The organism is Thermodesulfobacteriota bacterium (assembly GCA_040753795.1).
GTDB lineage: Bacteria > Desulfobacterota > Desulfobacteria > Desulfobacterales > Desulfosudaceae > JBFMDX01.
In genome coordinates, this window is the sequence record JBFMDX010000010.1 from 68610 (window position 1) to 83494 (window position 14885).

A 14885-nucleotide genomic window follows, 5' to 3' on the forward strand; every position below is an offset into this window, starting at 1 on the left:
ACGAACAGTAGCGGAAATTATGCCCTTTCCCGCCTGATTTTAAAAGCGCAAACATCCTGTCATGGCCGCGCCTGGTCAGGCATTGGACGGTAGACGGGACCCGGACCATATCCGGACGGTATTCCTGGCGGGAGGGCAGCCAACAGTTCCGGCGACTTGACTCCCATTCAGATTTGCAGTAAATTTTTTTTTGTAGTTGTCTTTAGAAACGTTCCCTCAGCATTTCAGCCTGTTGCGGGACTCCGTCCCCATGCTGACCGGCCGGGGGCAGAAGAAGTCCTGGCAGGATAATGACCCGTAAACCCAAGGAGAAGAGATCATGAAAAGGACCGTAATGATGACGCTCGCCGTGACACTGGTCCTGGCGTGTTCCCTGGCGTTCGCCGCCGGCCAGGCCAGGATCAAGGACACGGAGTCCGCCACCCACGGTGACGACGCGGCCAGGCACCAGGTCGTGGATACTTACAAGTTCCAGGGATTTGAGGTGGTTCAGGTCAACCTGCCGGTGCTCTCGCACTATTCCTATATCCTGGTCTCCGGCAAGGAAGCCCTGGTCGTGGACCCGGACCGGGACGTGGCCTTTTACCTGGACTATGCCGCCAAGCAAGGCCTGACGATCAAGGGGGTGTACCTGACCCACTCCCATGCTGACTTTGTGGCGGGACACCTGGAGATCGTCAAGGCGGTGAACTGTCCCGTCTACCAGAGCGCCCAGAGCGGCGCCGCCTACACCATCAATGCCATGAAAGAGGGCTCCAGCTTCAAGATCGGTACGGCCGTTGTAAAGGTGCTGGAAACACCCGGGCACACGCCGGATGGAACCTGCGGCCTTGTTTTCAGCGGCGATGAGGACAAGGTGGGCAAGGCCCTGTTTACGGGAGACACCCTGTTTGTGGGCAGCGTCGGCCGGCCGGACCTCCTGGAAGGAAAAATGACGGCCGCCACCCTGGCATCCATGGGTTTCGATACCTGGACGAACAAACTCTCCCGCCTGGATGACGCCGTCATGGTCCTTCCCGCCCACGGCGCCGGCAGCCTCTGCGGGGCCCATCTGAGCGACAGCCCCAAAAGCACCATCGGGGCCGAGCGGGTTTCCAACCCATACTTCACGCTCAAGGGCCGATCGGAGTTCATTACCGCCGTGCTCAAGGACCTGCCCGCGGCGCCCCAGTATTTCAAGCAAAATGCGGCCATGAACCGCCAGGGACCGCCCCTTGTCAACTGGTCCGCCCCGCTTCCCCCGGAGGTCAAGGCCGATCAGTCGCTGATGGATCCTGTCCGCTTCTACCTGGTCGATATCCGCGACGCTCCGGTCTACGCCGCCGAGCATATCCCTGCTTCCGTCAACATCGGCGTGCGCGGACGGTTCGAGACCTGGGCCGGGACCATGGTCCCCTGGTCCATGAACTCTCCGGATAAGCTGATCCTGGTGGGGGGCAAGGACGAACTCAGGGAGGCCATCCACCGGCTCCACCGCATTGGTTACGAAGCCGGGGTCCTCACCCTGGAAGCGTGGAAGGCCGCCAAACAGCCGACCAAGAGCGTACAGTTCATCAAGCCGTCCGATCTCTATGCGCAGATGAAGGCGGGGACCGGGCCGATCGTCGTGGACGTGCGGCTGCCCAACGAGTGGATGGGGCTGAGGATCGGGGAGGTGGTGAACCTTCCGCTCACCCACCTGAGCGAACTGTCCGCGAAGCTCGATCCCTCCCAGCCCGTGGTGACGGTCTGCAACTCGGCCTACCGTTCGAGCATGGCCATCGGCCTCCTGGAGGCCAGGGGGTTTGAAAAGGTCACCTCCATGGACGGCGGATCTGAGGCCTGGATCAGCGCCGGGCTTCCGGTCTTCGGCGCCGAGACGGCTACGCCGGCCGCCGGGCCTTCCCCGCCGCAGCGGGAAATCAGGCTGGCGGACCGCATGTCCGCCGATGAACTGCGCCGGCTGGTCAAGGACCTGCCCGGCACCTTCGATCTGGTGGACATCCGTCCGGCCGACCAGTTCAGGGACTACCACATCCCCGGCTCCCGGAACGCGGATATCGCCGAGGTGATCGACAACCCGGCCTATCTGACCGGGGTTGGCCCCCTCATCCTGGTTGACCGGGACGGCACCTTGGCCATGCAGGTCGCCGGCATCCTGTCCCAGAAAACCAAGCGGACCGTCAAGGCCCTCCACGGGGGACTGGAGGCGTACTGGAAGGACGGCGGCTGGAGAGAATCAGGTGGACCGGCGGTGGCGCCGGCCCCGCCGGCTGGTTTCGTGCCGGCTCCTCCAGTGACAAACCCGGCGCCGGCGGCGGAGCCGCCGAAGGCGCCCAAAAAGAAGTCAGCGGGGTGTTGATGATGAATGATGCCAACAAAACGAAACCGTACATGAATCCCTACCTGGCAGGGGTATGCCTCGGCCTGACCCTGCTGGTTTCCTATCTGGTGCTGGGAACGGGCCTGGGGGCTTCCGCCGGCATTGCCCGGATCGCCGCTTATCTCGAGAGTGCCCTGGCCTCCGATCATGTCGCCGGCAGCCAGTACTTCGGGGCCTGGGGCGACAAGCCGCTCAACTACTATCTCGTCTTCATGTTCTGCGGGGTTTTTGCGGGAGGGTTGGTGTCAGCGATTCTGGCGCGAAGGGTGGCATTGAAGGTGGAGCGCGGCCGGCAGGCATCGGTGAAACTGCGGCTGGGCCTGGCCCTGGCCGGGGGCATCCTGGCGGGGTTCGCCAGCCGCCTGGCCCAGGGCTGCACCTCGGGCCAGGCCCTGTCGGGAAGCGCCATGATGCTCTCGGGCAGCCTGGTGTTTCTGGTCTGCGTTTTTATCGGTGGCTACGGCGCGGCAAGGTTTGTGAGGAGGCAGTGGCATGATTAGCACTTTTTTCGGTCTGGACGCGTTGTCCACGCCGGGGGCCATGTTCGTTGCCTTCGTGATCGGACTCGCCTTCGGATTTTCCCTGGAGCAGGCCGGTTTCGGCAGTTCCCGCCGGCTGGCCGGCATCTTCTATTTCCGCGACATGACCGTGCTGAAGGTCATGTTCACGGCGGTGATCGTGGCGATGTTCGGGCTTCAATATTCCCGGGAACTGGGCCTGATCCACGATGACCAGTTGTTCTTGATGCCCAGCATCTACGGGGCGCAGATCGTGGGCGGCCTGATCTTCGGCGTCGGGTTCGTCATGGGCGCCTGGTGCCCGGGGACCGCCGCGGTGGGGCTTGCTTCCGGCCGGCTGGACGCCTTGGTCTTCCTGGGCGGCGCCGGCATCGGCAGCATCTTCTTTAACGAACTGTTCGGCCTGCTGAAGGGCCTCTACACCTGGGGGGACAGGGGGGTGCAGTTTGCCTGGCAGGCGCTGGGCCTTTCCCCCGGGGGATTCGCCTGCCTGCTGGTGGCGGTGGCCCTGCTGTGCTTCTGGGGGGCCGAATATCTGGAAAAACGCGTGTCCTCCGGAAGGAATTACTGGCGGTCCCCGTTCCTGTGGTCCTTTAGCTTTGTGCTGGTGGCCCTTGCCTCGGGCCTGTTGGCCGTGCAGGGAAGAGTGGCGGCGGGAACGACGGCCGCCGGCGATCCGGTGCAAACCCTGTCCATGCTGGCGGAGATCGAAGCGGCCGGAGACCACATGGAGCCCGAAGACCTGGCCGACCGCCTCATGCGGGGTGAACCAGGGCTGCTGCTGGTCGACATCCGGCCGTCCGAAGAGTACGCGGCCTTTCACATCCGTGGCGCCGTGAACATCGCCCTGTCCGATCTGCCGGCCGCCCTGGCCGCAAAGGCGGACCGGGGTATCGTCGTGCTCTATTCGAACGGCATGACCCACCCGGCCCAGGCCCGTGACGCCCTGGTCCGCCTGGGTCACGCGAATGTTTACATTCTCACCGACGGCCTTCAGGGTTTTATCGAGCGCGTCCTGAAACCCGTCTCTCTCCGTGCGGAGCCCTTGACCGGGGGTGAAGCGGCAAGAGTCAATGCCTGGCGGCATTACTTCTCAAACCGGGGAAAAGGATAGCCGGCACCCCCGCGGCACTGATAGCGACAGTCCCAAAGCCTTCTATATATAAACGGATTCGTCGGACCGAAGTTGATATAAATTATTCATGTAAAAAGTTGTTATCAAATACGGCTGTAAAGCGCCGGATATCGCGCACCTTACCGCCAACACACGGAAGCTTTATGCCGATCTCACCCGCGAAAGAGTTCCAGAAACTGCTGCTCAACTATTCACATACCGAAGATCCGGAAAAGCGCCGCCGGATCGAATCGGAACTCTGGGAAAAGTACGGCATGGAGCGGGCCGTCTTTGTGCTGGACATGTCCGGGTTCTCGCGCATCACGCGCAAATTCGGGATCGTCCACTATCTTTCCATGGTCAAGCGCATGCAGTTGACCACGGCGCCCATCGTCAAATCATATGGCGGCAGCATGATCAAATACGAAGCGGACAACTGCTTCGCCGTTTTCCCTGAACCGCTGCCGGCCCTCAACGCGGCACTGGCCATACAGCACGCCTTCGCGGCATCCAACCTGATCACCTCCGACGAGTTGGATATCCACATCTCATGTGGCATCGATTACGGGAAAATACTCGTGATAAAAGGGGAAGACTGCTTCGGGGACGCCGTCAACCGCGCTTCCAAACTCGGGGAAGACGTGGCCTCTTCCGGGGAAATCTTAATCACCCGGGAGGCCATGGCCATGGTTCCTCCCGGGGCCGGCTTCCGGGCCACGGAAAAAAACATCACCATATCCGGTCTTCATATCGCCGCCTGGTCGGTTGCGGTCGGGCAGGGGAAATCCCTGCCTTAATGGTTTGTCGCGGAGATCAGGGGCCCGGGCAATTCAGGGCAGGCCGAACTCGGTAAGCTTGGCGTCGTCGGAACGCCATTTGTCCTGCACCCGGACAAACAACTCCAGGTAGACTTTGGCGCCGGTCATGCGCTGGATGTCCAGGCGGCTCCTCTCGCCGATTGTTTTTAACATCCGCCCCTGCTTGCCGATGATGATGCCTTTCTGGGAATCCTTTTCCACGTGAATGGTGGCCTGGATATAGATGACGGAACCGTTCTTTTTTTCCTGAAAGGTGTCGATGCTGACGGCCGTGGCATAGGGGATTTCCTGGCCGGTCAGGCGGATGACTTTTTCCCGGATCATTTCCGCGGCGATGAAACGCTCCGGCATGTCGGTCACCATGTCTTCCGGGAACAGGGGGGCACCCGGCGGAAGCAGTTTTTCAAGTTCCCGCAGCAGATCATCCGTCTGCTCGCCGTCTTTGGCGGAAACAGGGAAAATATGGGCAAAGGAATGGACGGCCCGCCACTGGTCGATATGGTTCAGGATGGCCGGTTTTTTGACCAGGTCGATTTTGTTTAACGCCAGCACTACCGGCTTGCTCGTTTTCCCCAGGTGCCGGACGACCAGGGCTTCGTCGTCGCGGCGGGAACGGCTGGACACGTCGACCATCATCAGGATGACGTCCACCTCCGCCAGGGCCGCGATGGCGCTGTCCACGATGCGGGTGTTAAGCCTGCCGGAGGCTTTGAAAATGCCGGGCGTGTCCATGAAGACCAATTGGGCCTTGTCCCGGTTGACGATGCCGAGGATGCGGTTGCGGGTGGTCTGGGGCTTGTCCGAGGTGATAGAGATTTTTTCTCCGGTCAGCCGGTTGATCAGGGTCGATTTGCCGGCGTTGGGAGGACCGCAGATGGCGATAAAGCCGGAGCGGAAAACACCGGCCGGTTCGTTGTCAGGGGATTTTTTCTTGGTCATTTTCGGTCAGTTCCTCGATGGCGGTCAGGATGTCTTCTTTCCCCAGGCCGGATTTGGCGGAAAAGAGAATCAGGTCGTTTTCATCCAGTCCGAAATCGGACGCGATGGCCCGGCGCTGCTCCTTCTGAGCGGCTTTCTTGAGCTTGTCGGCCTTGGTCAGGACAATGATATAGGGAATGGCGTGCCGGGAAAACAGATCCAGGAGCATGAACTCGTCTTCCCGCGGCTGGCGCCGCAAATCCAGGAGCAGGGCCGCTCCCTTCAACACGGTCCGCCCGGTAAGATAGGTCTCGACCATCGGTCCCCAGGTTTTCTGTTCCGCATGGGAGACTTTGGCGTATCCGTAGCCCGGGAGATCCACGAAAAGCATCCGGTCGTCGATATTGAAAAAATTGATCAGCCGGGTTTTCCCCGGGGTCGAGCTGGTCTTGACCAGGTTGCGGCGGTTGACCAGCCGGTTGATCAACGAGGACTTGCCGACGTTGGACCGCCCGGCAAAAGCGATCTCCGGCAGGTCCTGGCCGGGATACTGGGCCGGTTTGACCGCGCTGGTGACAAAAGTTGCGGACTTGATGATCATGGTCGATCCGTCCGGCCACACACGGGCGCGTTCATATCACCTTGTTGAGCGGGTATTCGATGATTCCTTCGGCGCCGTGGGCCATAAGTCTCGGGATGAGGTCGCGGACCGCGTCCGAGGCGACGACGGTTTCAACAGCATACCAGTCCGAACGGTACAGGGAGGCCACTGTGGGCGCGTTCAGGCTGGGCAACAGCTCGATGACCTTGTCCAGCTTGTCGCCGGGGGCGTTCATCTTAAGGCCCACCATGCGGTCGCCCTTGAGGGCGCCGTTTAACAGCAGGGCGATCTGTTTCAACTTGGCTTTTTTAAACGGGTCCTTCCAGGCGTCGTGGTTGGCGATGAGCTGGGTGTGGGTCTGCATCAGTTCATGAATGACCCGCAGGTTGTGTGCCCGGATGGTGCTTTCCGTTTCGGTGATTTCCACGATGGCGTCGGCCAGGCCGGTCACGACCTTGGCCTCGGTGGCGCCCCAGGAGAACTCCACGTTGACGCGGATGTTCAGGTTGGCGAAAAACCGCTTGGTGAAATTGACCAGTTCGGTGGAAATGGTTTTGCCTTCCAGGTCTTCCAGGGATTTGATCGGGGAGTCATTGGCCACCGCCAGCACCCAGCGGGCGGGCCGGGCGCTGACCTTGGAATAGACCAGGTCGGCCACCACCTGAACATTCGAGCCGTTTTCCGCGGTCCAGTCCAGGCCGGTCAGGCCGCCGTCCAGGGTGCCGTGCTCGACATTGCGGGACATCTCCTGGGCCCGGCACAGGGAGCAGCTGATATGCTCGTCGTTGATTTCCGGAAAATAGCTTCGGTCGTTGACGTTGATCTTCCAGCCCGACTTCTTGAACAGTTCGATGGTGGCGTTCTGCAGGCTTCCCTTGGGGATTCCCAGCTTCAGTATCTTGCTCATTTTTTGTAAACCTCCGACGGGTCGAAGACAAGTTCCTGGGTAATGACGGCTTCGCCGTTGTTTTTAACCTGTGTGAAAAAACAGCTTCGGTATCCCTTGTGGCAGGCGGCGCCGGTCTGCTCCACCCGGAAGAGCACGGTGTCAAGATCGCAGTCCACGCGGATCTCCCGGATCCGCTGGACATGGCCGGATGTCTCGCCTTTTACCCAGAGCGCGTCCCGGGACCGGCTGTAATAGGCGGCTTTTCCCGAAGTCAGGGAAAGTTCCCAGGCGGCCTGGTTGATATAGGCCAGCATCAGAACTTCTCCTGTCTGATAGTCCTGAACAATGGCGGGAATCAACCCGCCGGATTTTTTGAAATCAAGTTGGATCATTTTTTGTTTTTCTGGTCTTATTTATCTGAATCTTAAGGGTTTGTCTGGCCGACAGCGGCGCGTTCGCCGCTGTCATGGTGTGTTTAGTACCTTTATAAGACGGTGTTGTCAACCCTCATTCATCTTTTTCTTTCCCGTTTTCATGGCGTGGAGCCCAGAAAGGGATTCTTGATTGTGATGCCTTCGATGACCTGCCCATGCTGCCACTAATTTCCCAAAAAAATTGTCTATGGTTGTGTTTCTTCTTGACATATCCCCTGGAGAAAGGATAATAAAATAAATATATCAACATATATTGATAAAGTCATAAATGAATATAGTCAATAAGTTAAAATCAATTTCCGATGAGACTCGGCTGCGACTGTTGCATCTGCTCCAGCACCACGAACTGAATGTCAACGAAGTGGTCACGGTCATGGAGATGATCCAGTCCCGCGTATCCCGCCACCTGAAGATTTTGGTGGCGTCCGGGCTCCTGCAATCCCGGCGGGACGGGGGGTTTGTCTATTATTCCGGGGCAGTCAACGATGAGAACGCCTTGCTGACGGCGCTGGTCAGGCAATCTCTGGAAAATGAACCCGTTTGCCGGAATGACCTGGATCGGGCCGCGGCACTGATCCGGGAGAGGCAGACCAGGACAAAGCGTTTTTTCGAGTCTGTGGCCGCAACCTGGGAGGACCGAAAATCCGAGGTGCTGGGCGACCTGGACTTGAACCGGATTATTGCCGAAAAGATCGGGAAACCAGCGGTTGTCGCTGACCTTGGCTGCGGCACCGGCTCTTTGATGCTGGCGTTGAAACAACGGGCGGAAACCATCATCGGCGTGGACAGTTCGCCGGGCATGCTGGAGCAGGCCCGCCTTCGTACCGGCACCGTTCCCGGTATCAATCTGCGGCTGGGAGAACTGGAGTACCTGCCCATGCGAGACCGGGAAGCCGACGCCGCGGTCATGAATATGGTGCTGCACCACGTCTCCGAGCCGGTCAAGGTGCTGGCCGAAGCCAATCGTATTTTAAAGGAAGGCGGCTTGTTTATCGTCGCCGACTTTGACAAGCACGCCAAAGAGGCGGTGCGGGAAAAGATCGGCGGCGCCTGGTATGGTTTTTCCCGACGGGAGATGGAAGGCTGGCTTGCCGGCGCCGGCTTCTCGCCGGATGGGCTGGAACGGTTTTCCGTGAATTACGGCCTGACGGTGAATGTGTTTCTGGCGGTTAAAAGGGCCTGAAAACCCTATTAGAGAGCTTTACATATTTATATGTAATGCCTTAATATAATTTATTATAATTTTTATGAAAGGAAAATAAGATGAGCATGGCGAAAGGTGATTATTATGAGGTAAAGGATCTGTCCCTGGCGGCCCAGGGTAAAAACAACCTGGAACTGGCCGAGTTGAACATGGCCGCCCTGATGGAAGTGAAAAAACAATTCAAGAAGGAAAAACCCTTGAAGGACATCCGCATCGGCATGGCCCTCCACGTGACCAAGGAAACCGGCATCCTGGTACGGGTGCTGATTGCCGGCGGCGCCGACGTGTACATCACCGGGTGCAACCCCCTGTCCACCCAGGATGACGTGGCCGCGGCCCTGGCCAGAGAAGGGGTCAAGGTCTGGGCATACAAAGGCGAGACTACCGAAGACTATTATCGCTATATCAATTACGTTATCGAAGCCAAACCTCACATCACCATTGACGACGGCTGCGATCTGGTTTCCGAAATCCACAAGAACCATCCGAAACTGATCAGAAACATCATCTGCGGCTGCGAAGAGACCACCACCGGCATCATCCGGCTCCAGGCCATGGCCAAGGACAAGGCCCTCAAGTACCCCATGATCGCCGTCAACGATAACCAGACCAAGCACCTGGTGGACAACTTCTACGGCACGGGCCAGTCCTCCATCGACGGCATCCTGCGGGCCACCAACCTGCTCTACGCCGGCAAGAACTTCGTGGTGTGCGGCTACGGCAGCTGCGGCAAGGGCGTGGCGGCCAGGGCCAAGGGCTTCGGGGCCAACGTGATTGTGACCGAGGTGGACAACTTCCGGGCGCTGCAGGCCCATTATGACGGCTACCGGGTCATGAAGCTCGACGACGCGGTCAAGATCGGCGATGTTTTCTGCACCGTCACCGGCAACAAGCACGTCATCCGCCTGGAGCACATGAAAAAAATGAAGAACGGCGTCATTCTGGCCAACTCCGGCCACTTTGACGTGGAACTGGACCTGGCCCGTCTGGGCAAGGCGGCCGATTCCATGCGCCGGGTGCGTCCCTTCATGGACGAGTATGTCCTGAAAGGAAAGAAAATTTTTGTCCTGGGAGAAGGTCGCCTGGTCAACCTGGCCGCGGCCGAAGGCCACCCCAGCGAGGTCATGTCCACCTCCTTCTGCGGCCAGGCCCTGGCCTGTGAATACGGCGTCAAGAACAAGGGCAAAATGAAAGCGGGCGTGATCCAACTGCCCCGTGAAATCGACGACGCCATCGCCGGTTTGCAGCTCAAGGCCATGGGCATCGAGATCGACGAGATGACGGCGGAGCAGAAGGCGTACATGGATACCTGGGAAGAAGGCACCTAATCCCGATTCCAAATCAAAGCGCTCGCTGCGTTGGCTGCGTCGTCGGCTCCTCGGCGTATTACAATACGCCTTCGTCGCCTTCTCCTGGCCGCCTTGCGATCATCTTTGATTTGAAATCAGGATGGTTCTATAGTAGAATAAAAAAAGGGAACAGGTTGAAACCTGTTCCCTTTTTATTTACTTCAAGGCGTGCGGACCGCCGGGCGACTTTATTACCGCTGGGCCGAGCGGATGGCCTTGCCGGCCAGAGGGTTGTACAGCTTCATGATGGCCATTTTCATGACGTCGATGGTTTTCATGTTGCAGATGATATCAAACAGGGTATTCTCCGGGGTTTCGGGAAGGACGCAGGCGCTGGAAGCGTCAAACGTCAGATCCGGAAAGCCCTTGGTCAGCTTCTTATGCTCTTTTTCGCTGACTGGCACCCGAATGGCTTTCTTGCCGTCAACGTCCGTTATCTGGCCCGCCAGGCCGGCGTCGGTGAGTTTCTGCTGTCTGTCATCATTCATGAAAATGTTGATGTAATAATCTGCCATGCTGTCCTCCCGTTTCTAAAAGTTTATTGATCCAAATAGTTACTCATAAATTGTCGGTCAGTCCGATCAAATTTCGTTTAATGGGGGATTTTTATATTATGGACAAAGGCTTCCTGTCAAGAAAAGTTGTTGATTTATGGTTGCCCGGAGTTTCAGGATTCCAGAACTTCCCGCACCTTTTCCGCCAGTTTGTTGATGGAAAAGGGTTTTTGAAGAAAATGCACGCCTTCATCCAGTACGCCGTGATGGGCGATGACATCGGCCGTATACCCGGACATGAACAGGACTTTCAGGCCGGTGTGGCGGGACAGCAGAAGCAAGGCCAGATCCCGCCCGTTCATTTCGGGCATGATCACATCGGTTATGAGCAGGTGGATGATGCCGTTATGCTCCCGGGACAGGCGCAGGGCCTCTGCCGGCGTGCCGGCGGCCAGGACTTTGTAACCATGGAATTCAAGCATGGTGGTGGTCATGTTCAGCAGCATGGATTCATCTTCCACCAGCAGGATGGTTTCATTTCCCCGTTCGGATGATGTTGTCGTCTCTTCCCTGGCGGCGGAGATCGTTTCATCCGTGTGCCGGGGCAGGTAGACCCGGAAGCTCGTACCCATGTCCAACCGGCTGAAGACATCGATAAAGCCCCGGTTCTGACGGACGATGCCGTAAATCGTGGCCAGCCCCAGACCGCTGCCCTTGCCCATCTCCTTGGTGGTAAAGAACGGTTCAAACAGACGGGCGACGGTTGCCGGGTCCATGCCGCTGCCGTTATCGCTGACGGCCAGCAGAACATACGCACCGGGAGTGCAATCGGCGTGTTCGGCGCAGTAAGACTCGTCTATGTCAATGGAACCGGTCTCGATGGTGATGATCCCCGTTCCCTTGATGGCGTCCCTGGCGTTGACGCACAGGTTGGCCAGAATCTGGTCGATCTGGGAAGGGTCCATTTCCACCAGGATGGGGTCCGGCCCCGGGCGCCAGGCCAGCTCGATGTCTTCACCGATCAGCCGGCCGAGCATCTCCCTCATGCCGGCCACGGTCCGATTCAGATCCAGTACCCGGGGTTCAACGGTCTGCTTGCGGGCAAACGCCAGCAGCTGCCGCGTGAGCCCGGCGGAACGGGCGGCGGCTTTCTGGATCTGCTCCAGGCTTTCGTAAAGCGGGTCGTCATCGGGCAAAGACCGGAGGGCCATGGCCGCGTGGCCGAGGATGACGTTGAGCATGTTGTTGAAATCGTGGGCCACGCCCCCGGCCAGCCGGCCCACCGATTCGATCTTCTGGGCCTGGAGCAACTGGGCCTGGAGTTTTTCCCGCTCTTCCTCGGCCCGCTTCCGTTCGGTGATGTCGATGCCGATGCCGGTCAGATAGGGCTGGTTGTCGATGGTCAGCCGGGTGCCGGTGAAGTACATGGGGATCGTCGTGCCGTCTTTTTTTTGCAGATCGGCTTCCGCCTCCCCGGTGCCTTCCCGCATGGTCGTCTGGATGCCGTCGATGATATTCTTCAGGCTTTTTTCATCACCAGCGAACCATTCCAGCACGTGCTTGTCGGTCAGTTCCTCGGCGCTGTATCCCGACATGGTTTCATGTTTTTTGTTCCAGCGGACCAGCCGTTCTTTGGCGTCATAGAGGTAGAGCATGCCGGGCACGCTGTTGAAGATGGCTTCCACAAACGTCTTTTCCCGGGCCAGCTCTTCTTCCATTCGTTTGCGGTCGGTGATGTCGCCGGATATACCCAGCACCGCCACCGGGCGGCCCCGGTCATCCAGCAGGGGCACCTTGGAGGTGTCGATCCACAACCGCTTTCCATCCGCCTGCTGCAGGGGTTCGATGATGTGAAAACGGGGCTGTCTGTTGTTCAGCACGGCCTGATCGTCCCGGCGGTAAGCCTCGGCTTCTTCCCGGGGCCAGGGCAGATCGAAGTCGGTCTTGCCGACGATTTGCTCCGGCTTATCCAGTCCCGCCGCCCGGGCAAAGGCCAGGTTGCAGCCCAGATAGAGGCCGTCCCGGTCCTTCCAGAAGATGGCCTGGGGCAACGTGTCCAGCACCCGGTTGAGCATATCCCGGCTTTCGCGGAGAAGGGATTCGGCCTGCCGGTGCTCGGTGATGTCCTGGATCAGGCCGTGACACCCGGGGCCGGCCTCTTTCCCGTAAAGGATAGGCGTGTTTCTGACCCACCGCGTCCGGCCTTCCTTGCGCACAAAGCGGTGTTCAATAGAAGGTGTCTGCCGGCCGGCGGCGGCCTGGCTCATCATGTCGACCACCCGGTCGCGGTCTTCGGCCGGCACCCGGCTCAGCCACAGCAGCGGGTCATTTTCAAATTCATCCGCGCGATAACCGGTAAGCGCCGCGCAGCCCGGACCGTGCTGCGCGGCCATGGCCACACCCTCTTTAATACGGATGGTATAGACATATTCGATGATCGTGTCAGCGAACCGCCGGTTTCCGTTCATGGGAATCCTTTCGGAACAGGGTTGCCGGGATCGGGGGAGGGGAAGACAACCCACTTACCTGCTCGCAGGGAAGCCATCAACAGGCTGAAAAGATTAACCGTTTACGCCCGTTTATGGAGCGGAGGCAGAAGTTCGATTTTCAGCTGTTCAAACTCTTCCCGGGTAATCATTCCTTCGCCGTACAAACGGCTCAATTCGCCGAGATCATCAATCCGCGACCGGATCGGCGTGTCCAGTAACGGTCTGGCTGAAGTTCCGACGGCTTTGATGTCCACGGCTTCTTCCCGCCGATGACCGACTTTGAAGGAGGCGGCGCCCCCGAACAGGGAGATTTCCAGGGTTTTGCCCTGAAATTCGGGGAGCCGGAGGATTTGCCGGATGGCCTGCCGTTCATCCTTCATTTTTTTCAGGAAAAACCAGATGCCGCCGTAAACCAGTCCCAGTCCGCCCAGCAGGAGCCAGATAAAATAATTCACCACTCCGCTTAACACCAGCACCAGCAGCCCGACCATGGCGATCAGGGACAGGTGCAGCACGACAATACCGTAAGCAAGAAAAATACTTTTCACCAGCCCGGGCGTCGGCTGAACTTCCGGATGGAGCGGCGGCTGGGCCGGATCCGCCTTTTTTTTCTTGGTAAAAAACATTGTTTCACACAGCGGTTAAAGGATTCAACACCAGTCAATTTTGATATTATTATCAATATACCGGCAACATGCAAGGTCTAATTGGTCAGGCGTGGTTTCTCAGTTTCAATTCGGCGGGATGGGGATGAAGGTAAAACTGTCCTTTTAAATATGGCTCATCGAACTTGCGGACGTAATGCCGCAGCATGGCCACGGGCACGATCAGGGGCACCAGGCCGGTGTGATACTCTCCGATCAGGTCTTTCATCTCCTGCTTTTCATCGGCGGTCAGCTGTTTCTTGAAATAGCCCATGATGTGATCCAGCACGTTGGTGTTTTTCCGGACCGTGGCCTTACGGGCCAGGGCGGACATGAGCAGGCCAAGGTATTCGGCCTGGAGCCGTTCCTGTCTCGTCCGCCTGCCCTGTGCCACCAGACTGCCCAGGGGCCTGAGATCGGCGGGGCTGTGGGCCATGATCAGCAGTTTATGCCGGGTATGAAAATCCACCAGTCCGGAATGGCTGCCGTCATTTTTTATATATTGTTTCCAGCGATGCATGACGAAAATGCGTTCAATGAAATTTTCCCGCAGCCCGGCATCGTTCAGGCGGCCCTCATCCTCCACCGGCAGCAGCGGAAACCGTTTCATGAAGGCCCCGGCAAACAGACCGGATCCACTGGCGGACGGCATCCCCTGCTCCGTGTAGATTTTGACGCCCTGCATGCCGGAACTGGGGGATTTGCTTTTAAACACAAAACCGCACAGATCCGCCTTCTCCAGTCCCGGCAGTTTTCCGTCAATCCAGGTCAGCATTTTTTCGGTGTGATCAACGCCGGAACGGGTGGTGATCAGACGGGAGGTTTCCGGAGTTCCGACCAGCCGCATGGTTTCGCGGGGAACCGGCAGGCCGCATTCCACTTCCGGGCAGACCGGAACCCACTCCACGTATTGCCCCAGTTGATCGGTCAGAAACCGGTCCAGCTGGTGCTGGCCGTCGTAGCGGACCGGGTTCCCCATCAGACAGGAGGAGACGCCCAGCTTAATCTTATCGTTCATGACTGCCCTCCTTATTTTCCCCGTATTATATGA

General features: G+C 58.5%; 14 protein-coding genes. 6 read left to right on the top strand and 8 right to left on the bottom strand.

The window, feature by feature from the left end; all coding sequences use genetic code 11:
- Positions 1 to 319: 319 nt before the first annotated feature.
- From AB1724_12705 to AB1724_12720, 4 genes are all read left to right on the top strand, one after another.
- Positions 320 to 2341: a rhodanese-like domain-containing protein gene (locus tag AB1724_12705; protein MEW6078669.1), complete on the top strand. Its 2022-nt coding sequence runs from the start codon at positions 320 to 322 to the stop codon at positions 2339 to 2341.
- Entirely contained in the window at positions 2341 to 2862 is a 522-nt protein-coding gene (locus tag AB1724_12710) for a YeeE/YedE thiosulfate transporter family protein (GenBank protein ID MEW6078670.1), read from the top strand. The genes AB1724_12705 and AB1724_12710 overlap by 1 nt, the downstream gene beginning before the upstream one ends.
- Positions 2855 to 3994, top strand: a complete 1140-nt coding sequence (locus AB1724_12715) for a DUF6691 family protein (protein ID MEW6078671.1) — start codon at positions 2855 to 2857, stop codon at positions 3992 to 3994. The genes AB1724_12710 and AB1724_12715 overlap by 8 nt, the downstream gene beginning before the upstream one ends.
- A gap of 164 nt (positions 3995 to 4158) precedes the next feature.
- The gene (locus AB1724_12720) at positions 4159 to 4791 is read left to right on the top strand and encodes an adenylate/guanylate cyclase domain-containing protein (GenBank protein ID MEW6078672.1); all 633 of its coding nucleotides are present in this window, start codon (positions 4159 to 4161) and stop codon (positions 4789 to 4791) included.
- Between the two features lie 33 nt (positions 4792 to 4824).
- Here AB1724_12720 and era read toward each other — a convergent pair whose 3' ends face one another.
- From era to hisI, 4 genes are read right to left on the bottom strand one after another with little or no spacing between them, the layout of a single operon-like run.
- On the bottom strand, positions 4825 to 5751 hold the full coding sequence (gene era / locus AB1724_12725; protein MEW6078673.1) for a GTPase Era: 927 nt from the start codon (positions 5749 to 5751) through the stop codon (positions 4825 to 4827).
- Entirely contained in the window at positions 5729 to 6331 is a 603-nt protein-coding gene (yihA, locus tag AB1724_12730; GenBank protein MEW6078674.1) for a ribosome biogenesis GTP-binding protein YihA/YsxC, read from the bottom strand. Before yihA ends, era begins: the two co-directional genes overlap by 23 nt.
- A gap of 31 nt (positions 6332 to 6362) precedes the next feature.
- Positions 6363 to 7238 carry an ATP phosphoribosyltransferase gene (hisG, locus tag AB1724_12735; GenBank protein MEW6078675.1) on the bottom strand — a complete coding sequence of 292 codons (876 nt, stop codon included), beginning with the start codon at positions 7236 to 7238 and terminating at the stop codon, positions 6363 to 6365.
- On the bottom strand, positions 7235 to 7612 hold the full coding sequence (gene hisI / locus AB1724_12740) for a phosphoribosyl-AMP cyclohydrolase (GenBank protein ID MEW6078676.1): 378 nt from the start codon (positions 7610 to 7612) through the stop codon (positions 7235 to 7237). Before hisI ends, hisG begins: the two co-directional genes overlap by 4 nt.
- 310 nt (positions 7613 to 7922) lie before the next feature.
- Between hisI and AB1724_12745 the strand changes: the two genes are divergently transcribed.
- Together AB1724_12745 and ahcY are read left to right on the top strand one after the other, a co-directional pair.
- Positions 7923 to 8837 carry a metalloregulator ArsR/SmtB family transcription factor gene (locus tag AB1724_12745; protein ID MEW6078677.1) on the top strand — a complete coding sequence of 305 codons (915 nt, stop codon included), beginning with the start codon at positions 7923 to 7925 and terminating at the stop codon, positions 8835 to 8837.
- An 80-nt stretch (positions 8838 to 8917) separates the two neighbouring features.
- Complete coding sequence (gene ahcY / locus AB1724_12750; protein MEW6078678.1) at positions 8918 to 10186, top strand: adenosylhomocysteinase; 1269 nt, start codon at positions 8918 to 8920, stop codon at positions 10184 to 10186.
- 212 nt (positions 10187 to 10398) lie between these two features.
- On the opposite strand, the gene AB1724_12755 is transcribed toward ahcY, so the two are convergent.
- The 4 genes from AB1724_12755 to AB1724_12770 form a co-directional block, all read right to left on the bottom strand.
- The gene (locus AB1724_12755) at positions 10399 to 10722 is read right to left on the bottom strand and encodes a hypothetical protein (GenBank protein MEW6078679.1); all 324 of its coding nucleotides are present in this window, start codon (positions 10720 to 10722) and stop codon (positions 10399 to 10401) included.
- 152 nt (positions 10723 to 10874) lie between these two features.
- Entirely contained in the window at positions 10875 to 13169 is a 2295-nt protein-coding gene (locus tag AB1724_12760; protein MEW6078680.1) for a PAS domain S-box protein, read from the bottom strand.
- Positions 13170 to 13270: 101 nt separating this feature from the next.
- On the bottom strand, positions 13271 to 13816 hold the full coding sequence (locus tag AB1724_12765) for an SHOCT domain-containing protein (protein ID MEW6078681.1): 546 nt from the start codon (positions 13814 to 13816) through the stop codon (positions 13271 to 13273).
- Between the two features lie 85 nt (positions 13817 to 13901).
- Positions 13902 to 14852 carry a DUF523 and DUF1722 domain-containing protein gene (locus AB1724_12770; GenBank protein ID MEW6078682.1) on the bottom strand — a complete coding sequence of 317 codons (951 nt, stop codon included), beginning with the start codon at positions 14850 to 14852 and terminating at the stop codon, positions 13902 to 13904.
- Between the last annotated feature and the right edge of the window lie 33 nt (positions 14853 to 14885).

Coding starts and splice junctions, on each gene's coding strand:
- hisG (MEW6078675.1), bottom strand. CDS start 7,238: ATGAGCAAGATACTGAAGCTGGGAATCCCCAAGGGAAGCCTGCAGAAC.
- AB1724_12755 (MEW6078679.1), bottom strand. CDS start 10,722: ATGGCAGATTATTACATCAACATTTTCATGAATGATGACAGACAGCAG.
- AB1724_12720 (MEW6078672.1), top strand. CDS start 4,159: ATGCCGATCTCACCCGCGAAAGAGTTCCAGAAACTGCTGCTCAACTAT.
- era (MEW6078673.1), bottom strand. CDS start 5,751: ATGACCAAGAAAAAATCCCCTGACAACGAACCGGCCGGTGTTTTCCGC.
- AB1724_12715 (MEW6078671.1), top strand. CDS start 2,855: ATGATTAGCACTTTTTTCGGTCTGGACGCGTTGTCCACGCCGGGGGCC.
- AB1724_12765 (MEW6078681.1), bottom strand. CDS start 13,816: ATGTTTTTTACCAAGAAAAAAAAGGCGGATCCGGCCCAGCCGCCGCTC.
- hisI (MEW6078676.1), bottom strand. CDS start 7,612: ATGATCCAACTTGATTTCAAAAAATCCGGCGGGTTGATTCCCGCCATT.
- AB1724_12760 (MEW6078680.1), bottom strand. CDS start 13,169: ATGAACGGAAACCGGCGGTTCGCTGACACGATCATCGAATATGTCTAT.
- AB1724_12710 (MEW6078670.1), top strand. CDS start 2,341: ATGATGAATGATGCCAACAAAACGAAACCGTACATGAATCCCTACCTG.
- AB1724_12770 (MEW6078682.1), bottom strand. CDS start 14,852: ATGAACGATAAGATTAAGCTGGGCGTCTCCTCCTGTCTGATGGGGAAC.
- yihA (MEW6078674.1), bottom strand. CDS start 6,331: ATGATCATCAAGTCCGCAACTTTTGTCACCAGCGCGGTCAAACCGGCC.
- ahcY (MEW6078678.1), top strand. CDS start 8,918: ATGAGCATGGCGAAAGGTGATTATTATGAGGTAAAGGATCTGTCCCTG.
- AB1724_12705 (MEW6078669.1), top strand. CDS start 320: ATGAAAAGGACCGTAATGATGACGCTCGCCGTGACACTGGTCCTGGCG.
- AB1724_12745 (MEW6078677.1), top strand. CDS start 7,923: ATGAATATAGTCAATAAGTTAAAATCAATTTCCGATGAGACTCGGCTG.